The 17,646-nt window shown below is 42.1% G+C and carries 17 protein-coding genes; all 17 read right to left on the bottom strand.

What is annotated here, in order from left to right:
- Positions 1-2 precede the first annotated feature (2 nt).
- The gene (locus ACZ45G_RS05625) at positions 3-1,043 is read right to left on the bottom strand and encodes an ABC transporter ATP-binding protein (RefSeq protein ID WP_464175838.1); all 1,041 of its coding nucleotides are present in this window, start codon (positions 1,041-1,043) and stop codon (positions 3-5) included.
- A 4-nt stretch (positions 1,044-1,047) separates the two neighbouring features.
- The gene (locus ACZ45G_RS05620) at positions 1,048-1,836 is read right to left on the bottom strand and encodes an ABC transporter permease (protein ID WP_464175836.1); all 789 of its coding nucleotides are present in this window, start codon (positions 1,834-1,836) and stop codon (positions 1,048-1,050) included.
- Positions 1,837-1,841: 5 nt separating this feature from the next.
- On the bottom strand, positions 1,842-2,846 hold the full coding sequence (gene wtpA, locus ACZ45G_RS05615) for a tungstate ABC transporter substrate-binding protein WtpA (RefSeq protein WP_464175834.1): 1,005 nt from the start codon (positions 2,844-2,846) through the stop codon (positions 1,842-1,844).
- 249 nt (positions 2,847-3,095) lie between these two features.
- Positions 3,096-3,821, bottom strand: coding sequence for an IS21-like element helper ATPase IstB (gene istB, locus ACZ45G_RS05610; RefSeq protein WP_464172781.1), 726 nt, complete (start codon positions 3,819-3,821; stop codon positions 3,096-3,098).
- On the bottom strand, positions 3,818-5,296 hold the full coding sequence (gene istA / locus ACZ45G_RS05605) for an IS21 family transposase (RefSeq protein ID WP_464171864.1): 1,479 nt from the start codon (positions 5,294-5,296) through the stop codon (positions 3,818-3,820). Before istA ends, istB begins: the two co-directional genes overlap by 4 nt.
- Positions 5,297-5,305: 9 nt before the next feature.
- Positions 5,306-5,626 carry a hypothetical protein gene (locus ACZ45G_RS05600; RefSeq protein ID WP_464171865.1) on the bottom strand — a complete coding sequence of 107 codons (321 nt, stop codon included), beginning with the start codon at positions 5,624-5,626 and terminating at the stop codon, positions 5,306-5,308.
- 78 nt (positions 5,627-5,704) lie between these two features.
- Positions 5,705-6,151: a hypothetical protein gene (locus ACZ45G_RS05595; protein WP_464171866.1), complete on the bottom strand. Its 447-nt coding sequence runs from the start codon at positions 6,149-6,151 to the stop codon at positions 5,705-5,707.
- Positions 6,152-6,455: 304 nt separating this feature from the next.
- Complete coding sequence (locus tag ACZ45G_RS05590) at positions 6,456-7,547, bottom strand: tRNA-queuosine alpha-mannosyltransferase domain-containing protein (protein WP_464175832.1); 1,092 nt, start codon at positions 7,545-7,547, stop codon at positions 6,456-6,458.
- 38 nt (positions 7,548-7,585) lie between these two features.
- Complete coding sequence (locus ACZ45G_RS05585) at positions 7,586-7,972, bottom strand: response regulator (RefSeq protein WP_464175830.1); 387 nt, start codon at positions 7,970-7,972, stop codon at positions 7,586-7,588.
- 2 nt (positions 7,973-7,974) lie between these two features.
- Positions 7,975-8,709, bottom strand: coding sequence for a histidine kinase dimerization/phospho-acceptor domain-containing protein (locus tag ACZ45G_RS05580; RefSeq protein ID WP_464175828.1), 735 nt, complete (start codon positions 8,707-8,709; stop codon positions 7,975-7,977).
- Between the two features lie 11 nt (positions 8,710-8,720).
- Positions 8,721-10,616 carry an ATP-binding protein gene (locus ACZ45G_RS05575; RefSeq protein ID WP_464175826.1) on the bottom strand — a complete coding sequence of 632 codons (1,896 nt, stop codon included), beginning with the start codon at positions 10,614-10,616 and terminating at the stop codon, positions 8,721-8,723.
- The gene (locus tag ACZ45G_RS05570) at positions 10,613-11,977 is read right to left on the bottom strand and encodes a response regulator (protein WP_464175823.1); all 1,365 of its coding nucleotides are present in this window, start codon (positions 11,975-11,977) and stop codon (positions 10,613-10,615) included. Before ACZ45G_RS05570 ends, ACZ45G_RS05575 begins: the two co-directional genes overlap by 4 nt.
- 63 nt (positions 11,978-12,040) lie before the next feature.
- Positions 12,041-12,553, bottom strand: coding sequence for a chemotaxis protein CheD (locus ACZ45G_RS05565; protein WP_464175821.1), 513 nt, complete (start codon positions 12,551-12,553; stop codon positions 12,041-12,043).
- Positions 12,554-12,601: 48 nt separating this feature from the next.
- A complete protein-coding gene (locus ACZ45G_RS05560) occupies positions 12,602-13,384 on the bottom strand; it encodes a CheR family methyltransferase (RefSeq protein ID WP_464175819.1) in 783 nt (260 codons plus the stop codon).
- Between the two features lie 24 nt (positions 13,385-13,408).
- Positions 13,409-14,455: a protein-glutamate methylesterase/protein-glutamine glutaminase gene (locus ACZ45G_RS05555; RefSeq protein WP_464175817.1), complete on the bottom strand. Its 1,047-nt coding sequence runs from the start codon at positions 14,453-14,455 to the stop codon at positions 13,409-13,411.
- Between the two features lie 91 nt (positions 14,456-14,546).
- A complete protein-coding gene (locus tag ACZ45G_RS05550) occupies positions 14,547-14,924 on the bottom strand; it encodes a response regulator (RefSeq protein WP_464175815.1) in 378 nt (125 codons plus the stop codon).
- A gap of 60 nt (positions 14,925-14,984) precedes the next feature.
- Positions 14,985-17,579, bottom strand: coding sequence for a chemotaxis protein CheA (locus ACZ45G_RS05545; protein ID WP_464175813.1), 2,595 nt, complete (start codon positions 17,577-17,579; stop codon positions 14,985-14,987).
- Between the last annotated feature and the right edge of the window lie 67 nt (positions 17,580-17,646).

Raw genomic sequence — 17,646 nt, 5'->3', positions numbered from 1 at the left:
ATTTAAAACGTATGGACAGCCTCGGGATGAAATCCAAAAACAATGGGTTTGCCTATATCCAGATCGTGATCTCTCAGGTAACTTCGCGGCCAAATGGCTTCAAATTGAAAATTTTGGGTTTGCAGATAAACATTTAAAAAAACGCCATTGCCTGTAATTCTTTCTATTTTACCGGTAAAGCAATTTTCAAAGGGTTCCATCCCAGGGGTTTTTAAAGAAATATTTTCAGGCCGTATGGCCATATAAGTTGCAGTGCTATCAGGCTGAACGGAGGGTGTTATTTCAATATTTTCCTGTTGAATTAAAATTTTCCCATTTCGGTTGTGGATGGGATGAATGTTTTTCATTCCCACAAAAAAAGCGGTGAATTTCGAATTGGGTCGTTCAAAAATAGTGGCGATTTCACCCTGCTGCACAATTTGCCCCACATTGATAATGGCCCCTCTATTGGCAAGATATAATACATCGGAAAAATTGTGGGATACCATGATGATGGTGATGTCCAGGTCATCATGAATTTTTTTTAATAATTGTTTGGCCTCTTCATGGAAAACGGGGTCCAAGGCAGATAAGGGCTCGTCCAAAAGCAGCACCCTGGGATTTAAAATCAGGGAGCGTGCAAGGGCAACCCGCTGCTTTTCGCCGCCACTCAAGGCTTGGGGATGGCGTTTGATGATCTTTTCCAGTCCAAGGGTGGAAACCAGCAAATCAAACCGTTTCAAGGCTGTCTGCCGGGGAATCGAATGGTAGGCGACACCGTAAAATATATTCTGGGTAACCGTTAAATGGGGAAAGAGTGCAAAATTCTGGTACACAATGGCTATATTTCGTTTTTCAACGGCAAGATTGGTAATCTCCTGATTCTCAACCAGAAGCGTCCCGCTTGAAAAGGGAAGAAGGCCTGTTATTCCTTCCAGCAGCAAAGACTTTCCCGAACCTGTGGGACCGATTAAAGAGAAAAAATCGTTCGCTTGAACATGAAGATTGATATCCTTGAGAACAAACCCAGGCACCCTCAAATTAATATTTTTCAGATGAATCATAATCTTATCTACACTGGGGATGGGTTGAATTTGACAGCATGCGCAGTAAAATAAACAAGCAAAAAGAAATGATGATCAGCCATACAGCAATGGGTTGTGAGTATTTTAATCCATAGGCGGTGAACCGCTCATAAATCATGACAGGGGCGGTCATGGGATGGTATGCCACGATGACAACGGCCCCGAATTCACTGATGGCCCGGGCCGTACACATGATGATCCCCAGTATCATGTGCCGCCAGGTCAAGGGAACCGTAATGCGCAAAAATGTGGAAAGTTTTCCCGCACCAAGGGTGCGGGATGCATTTTCAAGCTGTATGGGAACACTTTCAAAACCGGCTTTTACCGTGTTGACATAAAAGGGGAGCCCCACAAAAAGCAGAACACAAATAATGCCGGTCCGGGTGCCCATAATCTGTATCCCGATATCGGACAGAAATCTGCCAATGGGATGATTTCTTCCGGTCAGGCTGAGGATGGCAATGCCCACGACAGGATGGGGGATCATGATCGGCAGATCGATGATCCCCTCTATTATTTTTTTCCCGATAATCTGCTTTCTGGCCAAAAGATAGGCAAGGGGGGTTCCCATTACAAAAGAGAGAATGCCGGCACCAAGGGATAGACCGATGGATCTTGCAATGGCCCCCATTACCTCTTTGTCTGATATCGTTTCCATCAGCATCCTAAGAGACGGCTGGAATGTCATCTGAAGCAGCGGCAGTGTCAGCAGAAGGATCAATGGAAGACTAAGCAAAAAAAACAGAGAATTTAAGGGGTCTATTCGCTTCATTTACCCTAGTTTTTTACTTCCACCAAAGCGGTTATGTCAGATGGAAGCCTGCCTGCCATTTCCTGGGACGGCACCCGGCAGGGTATAAAAGGAGGTTGACCCATCTCTTCCAGGGTTTTTAAACCATGTTCAGGGGATAGCAAGAACTTCAAAAAGGCTTTTGCGGCTTCCGGGTTTGGCCCGTCCTTGATCATGGTAATGCCATAGGTGCATGATTTTCCTGTTTTCACAATCCAGGTGCTGGGTGTTTTACCGGTCACTTTCACCTGGGCCTGTTTGTAAAAATCATCATATTTATAATTGCCAAGGTTAATATGATCATCAAGCTTTACAAATTTCAAGCCGTGCTGAATCGCAACGGATAAATATTCCCAGGCATAATCCATATGCCCGGTTTTAAGAAGGTTGACCAGCTCAACGGATTTAGGCCGAATATTTTTTTTAGGACGATTGTCAATGAGGTCTTGATAAAGACCGGCCTTGTTATAAAATTTTTCAGCCAGCTTCAGCACCATAATACTTCGGTATCCACAGGGGTCAAGGTTTGGATCGGAATGGCCCCAGACGACTTCTTTTTTTTGCAGTATTTCATACCAGTTTTTATCATTGATCTTGTCCGCATATCTGCTTTGATCCGTGTAGCACAGAACAAGCTGATTTGTGGCAAATCTTACATTCCAATCGGCAAACTTGGGGATAAGATTGTTATCAATGACTTTATAATCTGCCGATGCCATGATGTCGGCAGGCTTGCCAACCTCTGAAATAAGGCGGGCCATTTTGGTGCTGCCCCCTGCTTCTCTTTGGACATCAACTTCAGGGTATTGGGCTTCAAAGGCGCGTTCAATTTTTTCAAAAGGGACGGTTAGGCTGCCTGCATGGAAAATACTCAATTTACCCGTCGGTTCTGCCTGGACAGATGAAACCAGAACAAATGAAACCAGAACAGATCCCATTAATCCGGTTAAAATAGCGCTCACCAGACCCACTCTCTTTTTAATCTTCTTCATTTTTCCTCCTTTTTCGTTCATTTTGGTATGTTTTTACATATAAAAATAACATTGCTTGGAATACAGCAAAAAACATACCAAAGACTACGAGTGTGATCAGGAATTTGTTTTTGCCCCAAAACCAGGATTCTAAAATGCCCCACACCTGAGTTAGGACGTACCTATCCATTTTGATACTAAAAAAAACGATCAAGAGGTCTTATATGCCGGTTAAAAAATTACCAGTTTTTCAGTTTTTATTTTTTTCGATTAATTCCTCTTTCTATAGCTTGGGCCCTCCAATACAAGGATATCAGAGTTGTACACAAGACGGTCGGCAATCGCTGTGGCAACAGTAGTGCTGTCAAAAATGTTTCCCCATTGAGCAAATGGTAAGTTGGTTGTAATCATAGTAGATTTTTTCTCATGCCTTGCACTGATTACCTGGAAAATCAGATTTGATCCCTGTTGGCCAAGCGGAAGGTACCCAATTTCATCTACGACTAAAGTATCCGGTGATTGATAATATTTAAGTTTTTTGAGCAGATTATGATCCGCTTCCGCTGCTATCAAATGATTGATCATATCCATGGCAGTAGTGAAAAGCGTTTTTATTCCAGCCTGGGTCGCAGCAAAGGCGATACATTTAGCCAAATAACTTTTTCCTGTGCCAGGATTGCCAATCATGATGATATCTTTTTTCTTCTCAATAAACTCAAGATCCATAAGGTTTAAGATTATACTTTTTTGAGCCTGTCGGGACTTGTGATAATTAAAATCAAATTGATCAATGGTGACCTTTGTATCAAGCCCGGACTGCTTGAACCTTAATACCATCCTGGCTTTATCTCGTTCTTCTATTTCAATGTCGATTAACCGTTCAATGGCTTGAAGGGGAGACAGGTTTTTATGGTTCGCCTGTTCAATGATGCTTTCTATGTTTTTGGCACAATTTCTCAGCCTTAATGTTTTGAACTTTTCTATAATGGTATTCATGTCTTTTTCCTTTTTTTGAGTACCAGAGCATCATATTCTGCAAGGTTTGGGGAGCAAAGTCTTATCTCGTTGAGAGTATCACTTTTCAGTTTCACAGGTGGATGACAGGTTTTGGGTGTCATCTCCTGGTAAAGAATATTCTGGATATAACCCGCACCATATAATTTTAGATCCAATGCTTTGTTCAGGGCGATAATTATTGAACTGTCTCCATATTTGTCTTTCAGGGTCATTATCTGGATGATGTCCTTTTTTAATGGAGACCTTGTTTTTTCAAGTTCATTCAAATAATCCAGCGCCGTTTGACCCAAAGACAAAAAGGCAAGAACGTTTTTGTCAGCAAGCCTTCTTTTTCTAAGCTTATGAAGTTGTGATTTATGGGATTCGAGTTCGATCCTTTGTTTTTTTTCCCAGGACCGAGCATGGACGGCAATACATCGGGTTTTGTAATACATCCATACTTTTTCCTGATTTGCTTTCAAAACAACAGTTTTACCAATCGTCCAAACCGGAACACTATACGTATTGGAGTCAAATCTCACGGAAAAATCTTTATGGACATATAAGGAGTGTATTTCCCTGTAATCCGGGGCAGGATACGGAAACTTTTTAAGTCGGTATCTCTGAAGTCTTTTTACCGGGATTTCTCCTGTCGTACTATGTGTCCTGGTGTTGGCAATATTGTTTAACCATTCCATAGCCTGGGACTGGAGTTCTGGCAGGTTGTTAAATTCTCTTAATGGCAAAAAATTGTGCCGGATATAATGAATGCTTCTTTCAATTTTTCCTTTTTCATGGGGAGATCTGATATTGCAGGCCACAGGCTTGATACCAAGGGGGAGTAAAAAATGAAGAAAATTGCCATTAAAACGTATCAGAGCGCCCGTCCGTTCAGTCACCGCTGTGATCATGTTATCCACCACAAGTTCTTCCGGAGGGCCGCCAAAATACTTAAAGGCATCAAACAAAGCCTGATGAAGGGCTTCTTGTTTCTGGCTATGGGTAAAAGAAACATAAAGCATCCTGCTGTGGGATTCGATGACGGCAAGCCCATACAGCTTTCTTTTGGTTTTTCCATAGGAGATGGTCCCAAAATGCCCCCAGTCAACCTGCATTTGTTGCCCGGGTTCTGATTCAAATCGGCTATACGCCTGCTTTTTTAAGGACTGTCCCCGGATTTTACGCAGAAAATCCCTCAAAATGCTTATTTCGCCATCAAAACCCTTTTTTTGTATCTGACGTAAAACAACGGGTGCTTTGAGCTTTGGATATCTGTTTATTATTTCCCGGATATAGTCGTGGTATGGTGACAGTTTCAGCGTCCGGGCTTTCCTTTTAGATGGTTTCGACTCTGGGTTGGAGATATACTTTGATACCGTTTTCCTGCTGCAGCCAATTGCTTTTGAGATTTCTCGATTGGACATTCCCATATCTTTTAACCGGTGGATTTCAAAAATCATTCTCATGTCAATCATTGCTCCTCCTTATATTTTATGGGCACTTTTCGGCAGGGAAAGCACCTGGAACAGGGTGCCGTCATAAACGATAAGGTCTTTGTGGATCAAGCAACTGCGGGCAAAAAGATAGTCTTGTTCTTTAAGGCCCAGTTTAGAGCAGATGCTTTTGTCTCCGTAATATGAAAGGCCATGTTTGTCTGAGGCCAACACAAGGAACAGGTATAATGCCAACTCATGCCGGGTCAATGATTGTAAAAATCCGTCTGTAAGGAAACGGTGAGGGATAAAACAAAAACTCTTGCCGGTACGGCGTATCCGGTCTTGAATAAGCACTTTTTTTCTTATCATGATGCCCTCCTGGCCTGATGGGGTTCATGATCTCTGTAACACAAAATTTTTCTCCAGTCCTCGAGTCCATCTTTGCAATTATGGCGAACAGACTGGGGCTGTAGCGATAAAAATTTTTACCGGGTCCATCTTTGCAACGACGGGAACAAGCCAATATTGGCCTAAAAGCCCTTGGTTCCTGGACTTGCTCGAGTCCATCTTTGCAATACCGATAGTTCTTGATGCCTTGGAATGGACCTTGTTTTTTTGAATTTTACAGTTTCTGATTTTCTGTAAAGAGCGGTTCCTGTCAGCTTTTTTCGGATTTCTTTGACGATATTTTGTCCAGTAATAGGGGTTATTCTGAAGCCATTTCTGATTAGCCAATTTTTGATCTTTTTTGTATTCCGGGTCACATACCAATTTTTGTTTTTGCCATAGGGCTTTTCTGGTCCTTTGGCAATCCGGATCGGTACAAAAAATCTGTAGTTTATTTCTTGGCACAAAAAACGAATCGCAACCGGGACAAGGTATCGGATCCATCATTCCCTCCATGTAAACATCGTTGGGTACGAAATGGAATTATATGGAAGAAATTAAATTTTGAAAAATTTATTTTTAAGGGAATTAGATGGATTGAATTAAATCGGGCCGGGGAAGTACATTCCCGGATTTTGGGGCGGAATTAAAATCTTGATCACAGACTACGAGATCGGACAAGACATATCTTGTAGTTTTATCTCAATTGGTTAGCGCAACATAAAAGATATCAGCCCAAGGAAGAACACAAAACTGCAACCCTTTTGCTTAATTTAGAAGCAGGAATGCGATTATAGGAGAAAAGAGTTCATCAAGAACCCTTTTTGAATTTTTCCAGGAGGGTATCATACTGTTTCACAATTATTTCCCAGGAAAACCGGCGGGTATAATCGGACAAACTTTGACGCAGAGGAAAAAATCTGTCCGGATCTTCCAAAAAGTTTTCCAGTTTTTGTCCCAGATCTGATGTGGAGGTATAAATAATATCCCCATGAAAATTTTGCGGCAAAATTTCAGGATAGGAAAGCCTGTTGGGCAGTAAGGGGAGACAACCATGGCGGATTGCCTCAACAATGGATATGCCAAAATTTTCCTGGATGGCCGTACTGATCACCACACTCCCCTTTGCCAGCCAGGATAGATATTCTTCCCGGGATGAAACATAGCCATATACCAGAAGTTCTTCCTTAAACGTCTCTTTGGCCGTCCTAAACACCTCGGGGATAATCTCATATTGTTCCCCCAAAAGAGCCAGATAAAAGCCAACCCCCTTTTTTTTCAATTCCAAGAGAACCTTAAAAAACACTTCCGGTTTTTTGTCATAGTCCCACCGATGGTTCCAAACAATCAGAGGTTTGTCCAGGGGATTTTTTTTCAGGACAAACGGCGCTGCATCAAACCGGCACCCCGGGTAAAGAACCTGGCCTCGCTGCTCAAGTTCAGCCAGCATCCACTCGGGCCTGGTGTCAGGCATCTGTTTAATAAGAAGCCTGGCTTCACCCAGAAAGGCCTTAAAATGATAGGCTGAATTAAAAAAAAGCCCGTCTGCAGCAACAGCGGAAATAATATTGGCAAACCCCAGGTGAGACTCCTTTTTTCCATGGAACCCCAGGGGATAGGAAAGCTGATTTTCATGAAAATACATAACAATGGGCGGCAGATCCCGACCGGCCAAGGCCATAAAATCCGTTAAGTTCATCATATCTGTGGTAAAAATCAGATCGTATTCGGCCAAATTTTTGATCTGGTTGATAAAATAGAGAGAAGCCCCCTGCATCCGCCACTTCCAAAAGCAGTCCGGCAGGGTAACAAGATCAACATCATGGGATGAATGGGCAGCAAATCCCAAGGCAAAATCTTTATGGGATCCCCCAAAGAAGGGTTCAAGAAAGAGAATTTTCACTGCAATCCATCCTTACAATAATTTTTAAAAATTTATTTTTAATTTTTCCGCCACCGTTCATGCCTTTCAAAGGCATCATCGGCTGCTTTTATCAATATTTTAATATTGACCGGTTTTTTAAAATAATCTTCAAAACCTGCTTCTCTGCAATCAGAAAGTTCAAATAATGATGCATATCCTGTAATGGCATAAATAATAGACATGGGCATGTTTTTTTTAACTTCCCTGCACAATTCAATCCCATTCATTCCCGGCAGATTAAGATCAAAAAACATGACATGAATTTTTTCATTCTCCAGCAATGCCAATGCATCCTCGCCATTTTCTGCTGAACAGACATGATAACCGGCCCTTGAAAAAATTTGCTTCAACAAATGGATAATCGATGTTTCATCATCAACAACTAAAATTTTTTTATCAGACATCATTACTCCTCAAGCCCATTTGAATTTTGAGCCCCATCAATATCAATGATTTTTGTATTGATATATCCCTTGGTTTTGTATTTTTTAATGGTCATCAGCTTTCTGGTTATCCCCCCTAATCTCTCGGCCTGCTTTTTTATTTCCTCTAGGTTTGCTGCCAGACTTTTTTCATCAGAGATATCTTGAAGCAATAGTTCAGCGAGACCCATTATCACCATTAAAGGCTGATTCATTTCATGACAAACAGCACCTGCTGTTTGAATAACTGCCGATAATTTTTCTTTTTCCACTGCTGTTTGTTCATGTTTTTTCGCCTCTGTGATATCTTCAATTGCAAGCAGAACCACATCACTTCCCTCCAGGGTCATGGGTGAGGTAGAAATACGAAGATATCTTTTCCCACGACCTTTGAATGTCATGGATGTTTCCACCAGACCCAGTGGTTTTTTTTCTTCCATGGTCCTTTGAATAGTTCCCCGAAGCGTACATTTCAAACACGCCTCACCAAAGCCGCATCCTTCGGGGACATCATCATGATGGACACATCCAAAGGCTTCTCCGCCCACAAAACCGATTAATTTTTCTTCATTTTTATTCATAAGAAGGTAGGTCGATTTATTGGCCAAGGCAACCTTTATATTTTTGTCGATCACGGAAATGGCCAGGGGCAATGCATCGACAACCTCTAACAGCCCTTCGTTGGTGTATATTTTTGACGCCAGAATTTTTTCTGTCATGAGATTGCTCATCAAATTTCCCCCTTACCTTTTTTATTGTCCAGCAAATATCTGATATTTCTTAACAGGTCATCCATACCAACCGGTTTGATCAGTATTTTATCCGGTTTGACGACACCTGCCCTGCCATCGGCTATTTTCTCACTAAACCCGGTACATAAAATCACGGGAATTTCAGGACGCAGACTTTTTATTTTTCCAACAAGTTGATCTCCTGTCAGTCCCGGCATGGTCATATCGGTGATGACCAGATCAAATTCAGAAGGAGCGTTCTTAAAAGATTCCAAGGCGTCAGTGCTCACATCATATGACCTGACTTTATATCCAAATCGAGATAATATCGTTTCAATGATATTCAAAACAGATTTTTCATCGTCAACAACTAAAATTCTTTCACTCCCGTTTAGCTGAGCTGTGGATAGTGTTTTCATATCAATATCCTCATCTTTTTTTATAATAATTGGTAAATATACTGAAAATTTTGATCCTTTCCCCACACCGCTGTGAACGAGAATCTCGCCTCTTAGATTTTTTACAATACCATGAACCACGGCAAGTCCCAAGCCAGTTCCTTTTCCCCTGACTTTGGTTGTAAAATAGGGTTCAAACACCCGCTTTATTGTCTCCTGATCCATACCTGAACCTGTATCTGCTATGCTCAGACAGACATAATGACCCGATACCATCTCCAGATCAGGCAGATTCTCTTTTGTGATCATCGTTTCTTCAAGAGTGACAAACAATTCTCCACCATTTTCTTCCATGGAATGCAAGGCATTTGTAATAAGGTTCATGGCAACTTGATGAATCTGGGTTGGATCTGCCATGACCATTCCGATATCCCGGGGAATATCGGCGACAATTTTTATGGTGGAGGGCAATGATGCCCTGGCAAATTTTAAAACTTCTTTTATAAAGAGTTGTATTTTAAGGGGTCTGCAATCCTGTTCTGATTTCCTGCTGAATGTAAGAATCTGTTGAACCAGATCTTTTGCACGCAGGGCACTGTCAAGGACTGACTGCAATTGATGTTGAGCAGGGCTTTCTTCCGGTAAATCATGCATGACCATTTCAGAAAAACCAAGAATAGGAAACAAAATATTATTAAAATCATGGGCAATGCCGCCGGCTAATGTTCCGATGGCTTCCATTTTCTGGGATTGACGAAGCACGGCTTCCATTTTAGTTCTTTCATTTTCAAGGGTTATCCTTTTAGCAAGCTCTTCTTTCATGCTTTCAAACAACTTTGAGTTATCAATTGCAATGGTGGCAAGCTCGGCAAATTGATCCAGAATCAAAATGTTTTTTGGATCTATTCTTTTGCTTTTGTCATGGTGGCTTAACCCAATTGTACCTTCAATTCTGGAACCTGAGGTTAACGGCACCCCTAAGAGCGAGGTCACAAAATCAAAACAGAGGTTTTGGCTTTTACCCGGCCAGGCTTGATAATCATCCACAATGATGGGTTCTCCACTTTCCCATACTTTACCGGATATTCCTTCGTCTGAAGAAAGCGTGGTCCCTTTTAGTTGAGAATATTTTCCACAGGCGGCGATTATCTCCAAAACACCTTGCCCAGAATTGTAAATAAAGACAAATCCATCCGGTATCCGGGTCAGGATTGAGGCTCTTTTTATGATGGATTCCAATACCTCGGACAGGTCTAGCCGGGTGAACATCCCCAAAGAAGTTTCATGGAGGGCCGACAAATATTCGTTTTTTTGTTTCAGCTCTTCTGTTCTTTCTTCCATTGTTTTTTCAAGGGTTGCCTGGGTCAGTTTTAAGGCATCATTGCTTGCCTTTAACTCCTGGGTTCTTATGTCTACTATGGCCTCGAGCTGAATCTCATCCAGGATAGAAAGCGATTCAAAGGATGGAATTGTAGGGATTAATTTTGGTGTTGTCATACTTTATCCGCAAAACCGGTATAAATAAATTGTTCAAGATCAATTATCCTGCCGATACCCATGGTATCATGCATATACCTTTGAATAGAATCAAACTCCTCAATAACCGGATATAAATCATTCATTTTTATGGCCAGGGGTTGTGAAAACACCCTTTGAAGCACCTCTGGCTTCAAACCAAGGGCTCCGTCAGGATCAAGAAATTTAACACCAATATGTGAAGCCCTTATTTTATCATCTTCAATGTATTCTCCAGTTTCTTTCAAAAGAGAGACAAATTCCTGGGCAGCCTCGGGAAATTTATCAATAAAATCATCCTGCATGGCAACAATACAGCAGGGATGATCTTTCCACCGTGAAGAGGATATAAATTCAAGATTTCCGATTTCACCAACAATGGCTTTGGTGGCGATGGGTTCTGCCACCATAAACCCTGCCACATCTTCATTTTCCTGCATGATACCCGGCATTTTTATGGGAGGTACCACTTCAAACCTCACATTAATGGCCTCTTTTCCAGGCACCCCTGGTTTCAACCCCAGTTCCCTTAAAAACTGATGGGCCAGCATATGATGTACAGACATCTTATGGGGGATATCCACAACCTTATACTTGTAAAAGCTCTGCAAAGAATCAAACCTTGGGTCATACAGTCTACTGCGCACAAAGGTACTCCCGTTTTTATGGGCCAGCAGGACAAGTTTTATGGGAGAATCATAGGCAAACAGGTCCATGGCAATGGGAGCCAGCACAAAGGCACAGTCGCTCTGGCCATTCTCCAATCCCTCCTGGATGGGGTTCCATCCCGCCTTTTTATCCGTCTTCAGTTCAAAATACTGTGGTGTTACTTCCCCATTTTCAATTCTGTGCTTAAGCGCACCAAGCACCAGATGATCTGTAATCTGTATATGGGCCACGGTCAGTTCGACCTTGCCATCAATCATATTTCTATGGTTGTTGTTCGCTTTCTTTGGCATTTCCGGGGCAAAGGCCCTCTCAATGCCTGCCTTGATCTGCTCAGAATCAAAGGGTTTGGGGACATGGCCGTTACCCCCGGCTTCCATGATACGGAGTTGCTGCCCTTTATCAGCCTGGGCTGTTGCCATGATAAAAGGAAGATCCTTATATGTTTCCTGGCTTCTTAACCATTGCAAAAATTCAAGCCCATCTTTTATGGGCATATTCCAATCACTGATGACAAGATCTGGATTCTCCTGTTCTACTTTTTTGATGCCATCCTCACCATTGACCGCCATTACAATATTCTCAAACCCTGCCTGTTTCAAAATCTGCTTGAACATGACGCGCATTGTTCCGGAATCGTCTACAACAAGAATTTTAATATTTGGACCCACTGCCATTACAACACTCCTGTATTTATAGTAACATCTCTGATTATTAAATTAGTGTTCCCTATCATCCCTTCATTGATAGGGGTACCAGTCCTGGTCCCGCAGCCTTTCAACCTTTAAAATGGCCACTTCGTTGGTTTTTGTATTGAAAACCACTTTTCTGCCTTTTTCCCCACCCACATCCTGGGAGGTGATCGGTATCTGGTTTTTTAAAAGGACCTTTCTGGCAATTTCAATATTTTTTCTGCCGATATCTTCATTGCTTTTTTCAGGATGGTATGCGCCCCCATATATTTGCGCCTCAAGAGATTTGACTAAAGAGTCCCGGGCCAGCATCATTTTTATCAGGGTAATGGTCGCAATATTGCCATACAATGCAGTCGTTTTCCCTCGTGTGGCAATAAAGGGGAAAATAAAATGATTCATTCCACCGATCCTTTTTTCCCTGTCAAAAATACAAATGGAGACACCAGACCCTATGACCGTAGATATGCCGACGGAATAGCCCGGTACCAGGATATATCCGGGCTCTAAAAAGTAATGGTTGACCAGTAAATTTTCACTGGAAGAATTACCCTGATCCATACACGCCTCTTTGATCATTTGATGAACTCATCCCTCTCTCCTGAAATTTTATTTTTTCTGATAACCGCTCGGTAAAATGGTTGTCAGAGAATGATCCAACCCGTTAAGGCTTTCAGCTAACCCCACAAAAAAATATCCCCCCGGTTTTAATGCCCGGCAAAGATTATCAACAACCCTTTGCCGTGTCGGGGTATCAAAATAAATCATGACGTTTCTGCAAAAAATAATATCAAAGGTATCATCAGGCGTGTCTGACAGCAGGTTGAATTTTGCAAATCTAACCAATTGTTGAACTTCAGGCTTTACCCTGACATGATCTTTCCACCTGTCTTTGCCCTTTTGAAAATAGGTGCGCAACATTGAAAGGGGAACATTTTTTACCCGATCCATTGGGTAAACAGCCCGCCGGCCTAATTTCAGCATGGAATCAGAAACATCAGATGCAAAAATACTCAAAGAGAATGAATTGCTCAGCAATTGAACCGCAATTGAAAAGGCTTCTTCTCCGCTGGAGGATGCAGCGCTCCATATTTTCAAAGGCGTTTTTGGGTCCAATGTTTTAATAAGATATTCACAATGTTTGTTTTCTCTGAAAAAAAAGGTGTGGTTGGTGGTGGTTGCATCAATAAATTCAGTGAATTCCTGGGGATTACTGGATATAACACTGATATAATCAGAAACAGATGCTATTTTTGTTATCCGCATTCTTTTGGCAATTCTTGCCACCAGAAGACTGTACTTTTTTTCATTAAGGACCACACCGGATTCTTTGTAAACAATTCGGGAAAGTTTTTTATGCTGTTCAGGACTTAAGTTTGTTTCGGTTACCATAAAATATTACCGCTCAATTATAATTTACATTGCTTCTAAAAGTGAGATTGTTTTGTTGGCGATACTGTTGATATCCTGGACATAATCAACAGCACCACTGTTTATTGCTTCCTTGGGCATGCCAAAAACCACACAGGAACGTTCATCCTGGGCAATATTAATGGCGCCTGCCTTTTTCATGTCCAGCATTCCGGCAGCACCATCTTTGCCCATACCCGTCAAAATAATACCCAGGGCATTGGCCCCGGCAAATCTGGCAACGGACTTGAACAATACATCCACCGCTGGCCGCTGGTAATGGACAAGGGGGCCGGTTTTAACCTCTACATAATATCTGGCACCGCTTCGTTTAAAGATCATATGGTAATTGCCCGGTGCGATAAGAACCTGGCCGTTTATAACCGTATCCCCATTCTGAGCTTCCTTGACCCTCATCTGGCAAAGCTCATCCAGCCTCTGGGCAAAGGAGCTGGTAAACTGGGCAGGCATGTGCTGGACCACCACAATCCCCGGGGTATTGTGGGGTAATCGGGTCAATACATTCTTTATGGCTTCTGTTCCACCGGTGGAGGCCCCAATGGCGATAATTTTGTTTGTTGTGGCGGCAAGGGCCATTGATCCCATGGCTGTTAACGGTTTTTCCTTGGTGTTCCGGGTGGGTGAGACCATCATTTTTGCCCCATAAACCGCCCGGATTTTTTCTGCCAACTGGAGGCTCATATCCCCCACGGAATAGGATGAGCTCGGTTTTGAAATGACATCAAGAGCCCCTATAGAAAGTGCCTCAAGGGCAATTTTGCTGCCTTTGGTAGAAAGAGAACTGACAATGATAACCGGAAGGGGGTAGTATTTCATCAGTTTTTTTAAAAAGGTGATGCCGTCCATCCGGGGCATTTCAATATCAAGGGTAATCACATCGGGTTTCAGTTTGACAATTTTATCCCTGGCAACATAGGGATCCGGCGCAGTACCGATAACATTAATTCCTTTCTGTTTAGACAATTGTTCAGAAAAGACCTTTCGCACAACAGCAGAATCATCTACAACCAGAACTTTGATATCATGTGACATATAAAGTAGCTCCGACCTTCTGCAGAAAAAACAGGGTTTCCATGACCTCAGACGACGCCTTCATCGCTGCCAACAAACGCTTCTCCATAATTTACTCTCCAAGAATATTGACAATTTTATCTCTTATGGCTTCAGCCGTAAACGGTTTATTAATACACCCTGCAGCACCGCAATCCATAGATTCTTTGAGTTTGGAATCATTGCCATCGCCTGAAATCACAATCACCGGTATATCTGTTAATCTTTCTTCTTTTTTCATGGCTTTAACAAGTCCAAGACCATTCATGACAGGCATATTATAATCTGTCATCACCATATCAATCCAATTATTTTTCATCAGTTCAAGTGCTTCCTGTCCGTTGGCAGCTTCAAACAATTCTGACCTGCCATACCCCGCAGCCCTCAAAATTCGTTTTATGGCCGATCGCATGGGCAAAGAATCATCCACTATCAATATTGAATTTGACATTGTTTTTTCCCTGTATGTTTTTGCCGGGTCAGACCTAAGCCTGTTTCAATCTCCTGCATATTATCCCCTGGAAACAATTGAAAAAATACCATGGATATCCAGAATCAAGCCCACTCTTCCATCGGCCAGAATCGCACCGCCGGAAATCCCGCCCACATCTTCAAGATTACTGCCCAGGCTTTTAATGACATATTCGTCCTTGCCCAGCAGTTCATCTATGAACAGGGCTCTTTTTTCACCCTTTGATTCCACAACCACCACAAGGCCGTCCTGAACAGATTTTTTGTGTTGACTGCTGGCATAGATTTCATTTAAACGAATCATGGGGATCAGACTGCCACGGTCTTTGACCATCTCGCCTTTACCTTCAACCGTAAAATATTCATCTTTTCCAGGCTTAAATGCTTTTTGAATGGCCATGGTTGGAATCACATATTTTTCTTGGTCAACCCTGACCAGCATTCCGTCAATAATCGCAAGGGTAAGAGGAAGGCTGATGGTAAATTTTGTGCCATGGCCTTTTTCCGAGTCAATGCTCAATTGTCCCCTGAATTTTTCCAGACCGGACTTGACCACATCCATGCCGACCCCCCTGCCGGACACATCCGTAATTTCCTTTGCCGTGGAAAACCCGGGTTGAAGAATCAAATCATACACCTGGGCATCGGTCAATTGTTCATTGCCGGTGATAAGACCGGTCTGCCTTGCCTTTTCAAGAATTTGCTTCTTATCAAGTCCCTTACCGTCATCTTCAATTTCTATAAGAATATGCCCCCCCCTGTGATAGGCACGAAGTATAATTGTGCCCTGTGACGGTTTCCCATTTTTCAGACGGTCTGATGCAGATTCAATCCCATGATCACAAGAATTTCTGATCATATGCACCATGGGTTCATAAAGCGCCTCCACCACATTTCTGTCTATCTCCGTATCTTCTCCCACCATGTTCAAATTGATCTTCTTGCCTGATTTTTTTGCCAAGTCCCTGACAAGTCGTATCATTTTCATGAAAGTGGATTTTATGGGAACCATTCGCATGGACATGGCAATATTCTGCATATTGGTGACAATCAATCCCAATTGGGACACATTTTGGCTCAGTGACGGATCATTTATTGTTTTTTGTTTCAACATGGACTGGGCAATCACAAGCTCTCCTGCATAATCCACCAAATCATCCAACTTTTGAGTGCTTACCTTGACCTGAGCATCCACTTTCCTCTTGGGCTGGTTTTGCTCGATCAGGGCCGAGGCGACCTGATTGGGTTGAATCTTTTTTTCTTCAACCAGTATTTCCCCAATTTTTTTCCCCGGTTGGTTTTTCTGGATCTCAAGGGCCTGGTCAAGGGATTCCTGATCCACCATTTCTTTCTTGACCAGGATTGACCCCAGGGGGGCACTCTCTCCTTTTGTCAGAGAAACCTGAAGGGTTTCAAGTTTCTCTCTTAACGCATTGACATCAATATCATCATCGGGCTGCATGAATCCCGTATCTATTCCCTGACTGACCCTTCCGATGAGGGTTTTCAACCGATCCACTGACTCAAGGATGACATCCGTAGCCCTGGCATTAATTAAAAAGTCTCCGCTACGGGCACTGTCCAAAAGATTTTCCGTGGCATGGGCAAGCTTGTTTATTTTTGTCAGGGCTAAAAATCCAGACACCCCTTTAATGGTATGAAAGGGGCGGAAAATATCGTTGATGATATCCATATTGGAAGGGTCCTGCTCCAGATCAATCAAATTCACTTCAATGGTATCCAGATTTTCCAGGGCTTCAGATACAAAATCTGTCAAAATTTCCATATCGTCATTTGATATTTTCTTGGGTGATATTTTCTCGGGTGATATTTTTTCGGGTGATATTTTTTCGGGTGATATTTTTTCCAGATCTGTCTGAATTTTAAGGGCAGGTGCCCCTTCAGGTTTTGTCTCTTTGAGCTCTTGTTCTTTTATAAAATTATTTTCCAATAATTCTAAAACATCAGAATAATCAAATGCAAAAGGTTCTCCTCTTTTCAAATGATTTAAAATGGATTTAAGAAGCAATAACCCTTCTTCAATGGGCCTGGTATTATATATATTTTCCAGGATCATTTCTTCCACATAACTTTTACAGGCAATACAAATTTGATAAAATGTGGAGGGATCCGTCCCCTTTGAAATATCAATGAGTCTGTCCAGACTATTGAGCATGATGCCAAGATCCGGAATCTCTTCCGGGCAAAAACCACCAATCATCTGGCTGAACTCATCCAGTCTTTTTTCTATTTCTTCAAAATAATCGGGGATAGGGTCTGCTGCATTTTCAGGAGTCTTCTTCATTGGCATCCCCCCGTTTTGCCCATCTTCATCTTGGGCTTCATCTTCATCTAAATCTTGAAATGACCTTGAAATACCAGAGATAAAATCGCCCAAAGCCGTTATTTGCTCAATACTGGCTGGGGAATTATTTTGTATGCTGCGGTTAATCATATTCCGGGTCTTTATAATTTTTCCGGCTTCCAGTGTTAATGAAAATTTTAAACAATGGGTGTGAAGATTTTTCAATATGGGCAACAAAACAGACAAACTCTTTGGTTCTTCCGGGTCGGCCAGAACAAGTTCGCAGGAAAATTTTTCAATCAAATCTTTAATACGCTCATGGGACATCATAAACACCTTGTTTTTAATTTTTATCTTGCCGTTTGTCATCAATATATTGTCGTTTGAAATTCAGGGA

Source organism: Desulfoconvexum algidum (assembly GCF_055382125.1).
Note: the sequence above shows the minus strand (reverse complement) of the source record. Positions and strands in the feature narration are given on the sequence as shown.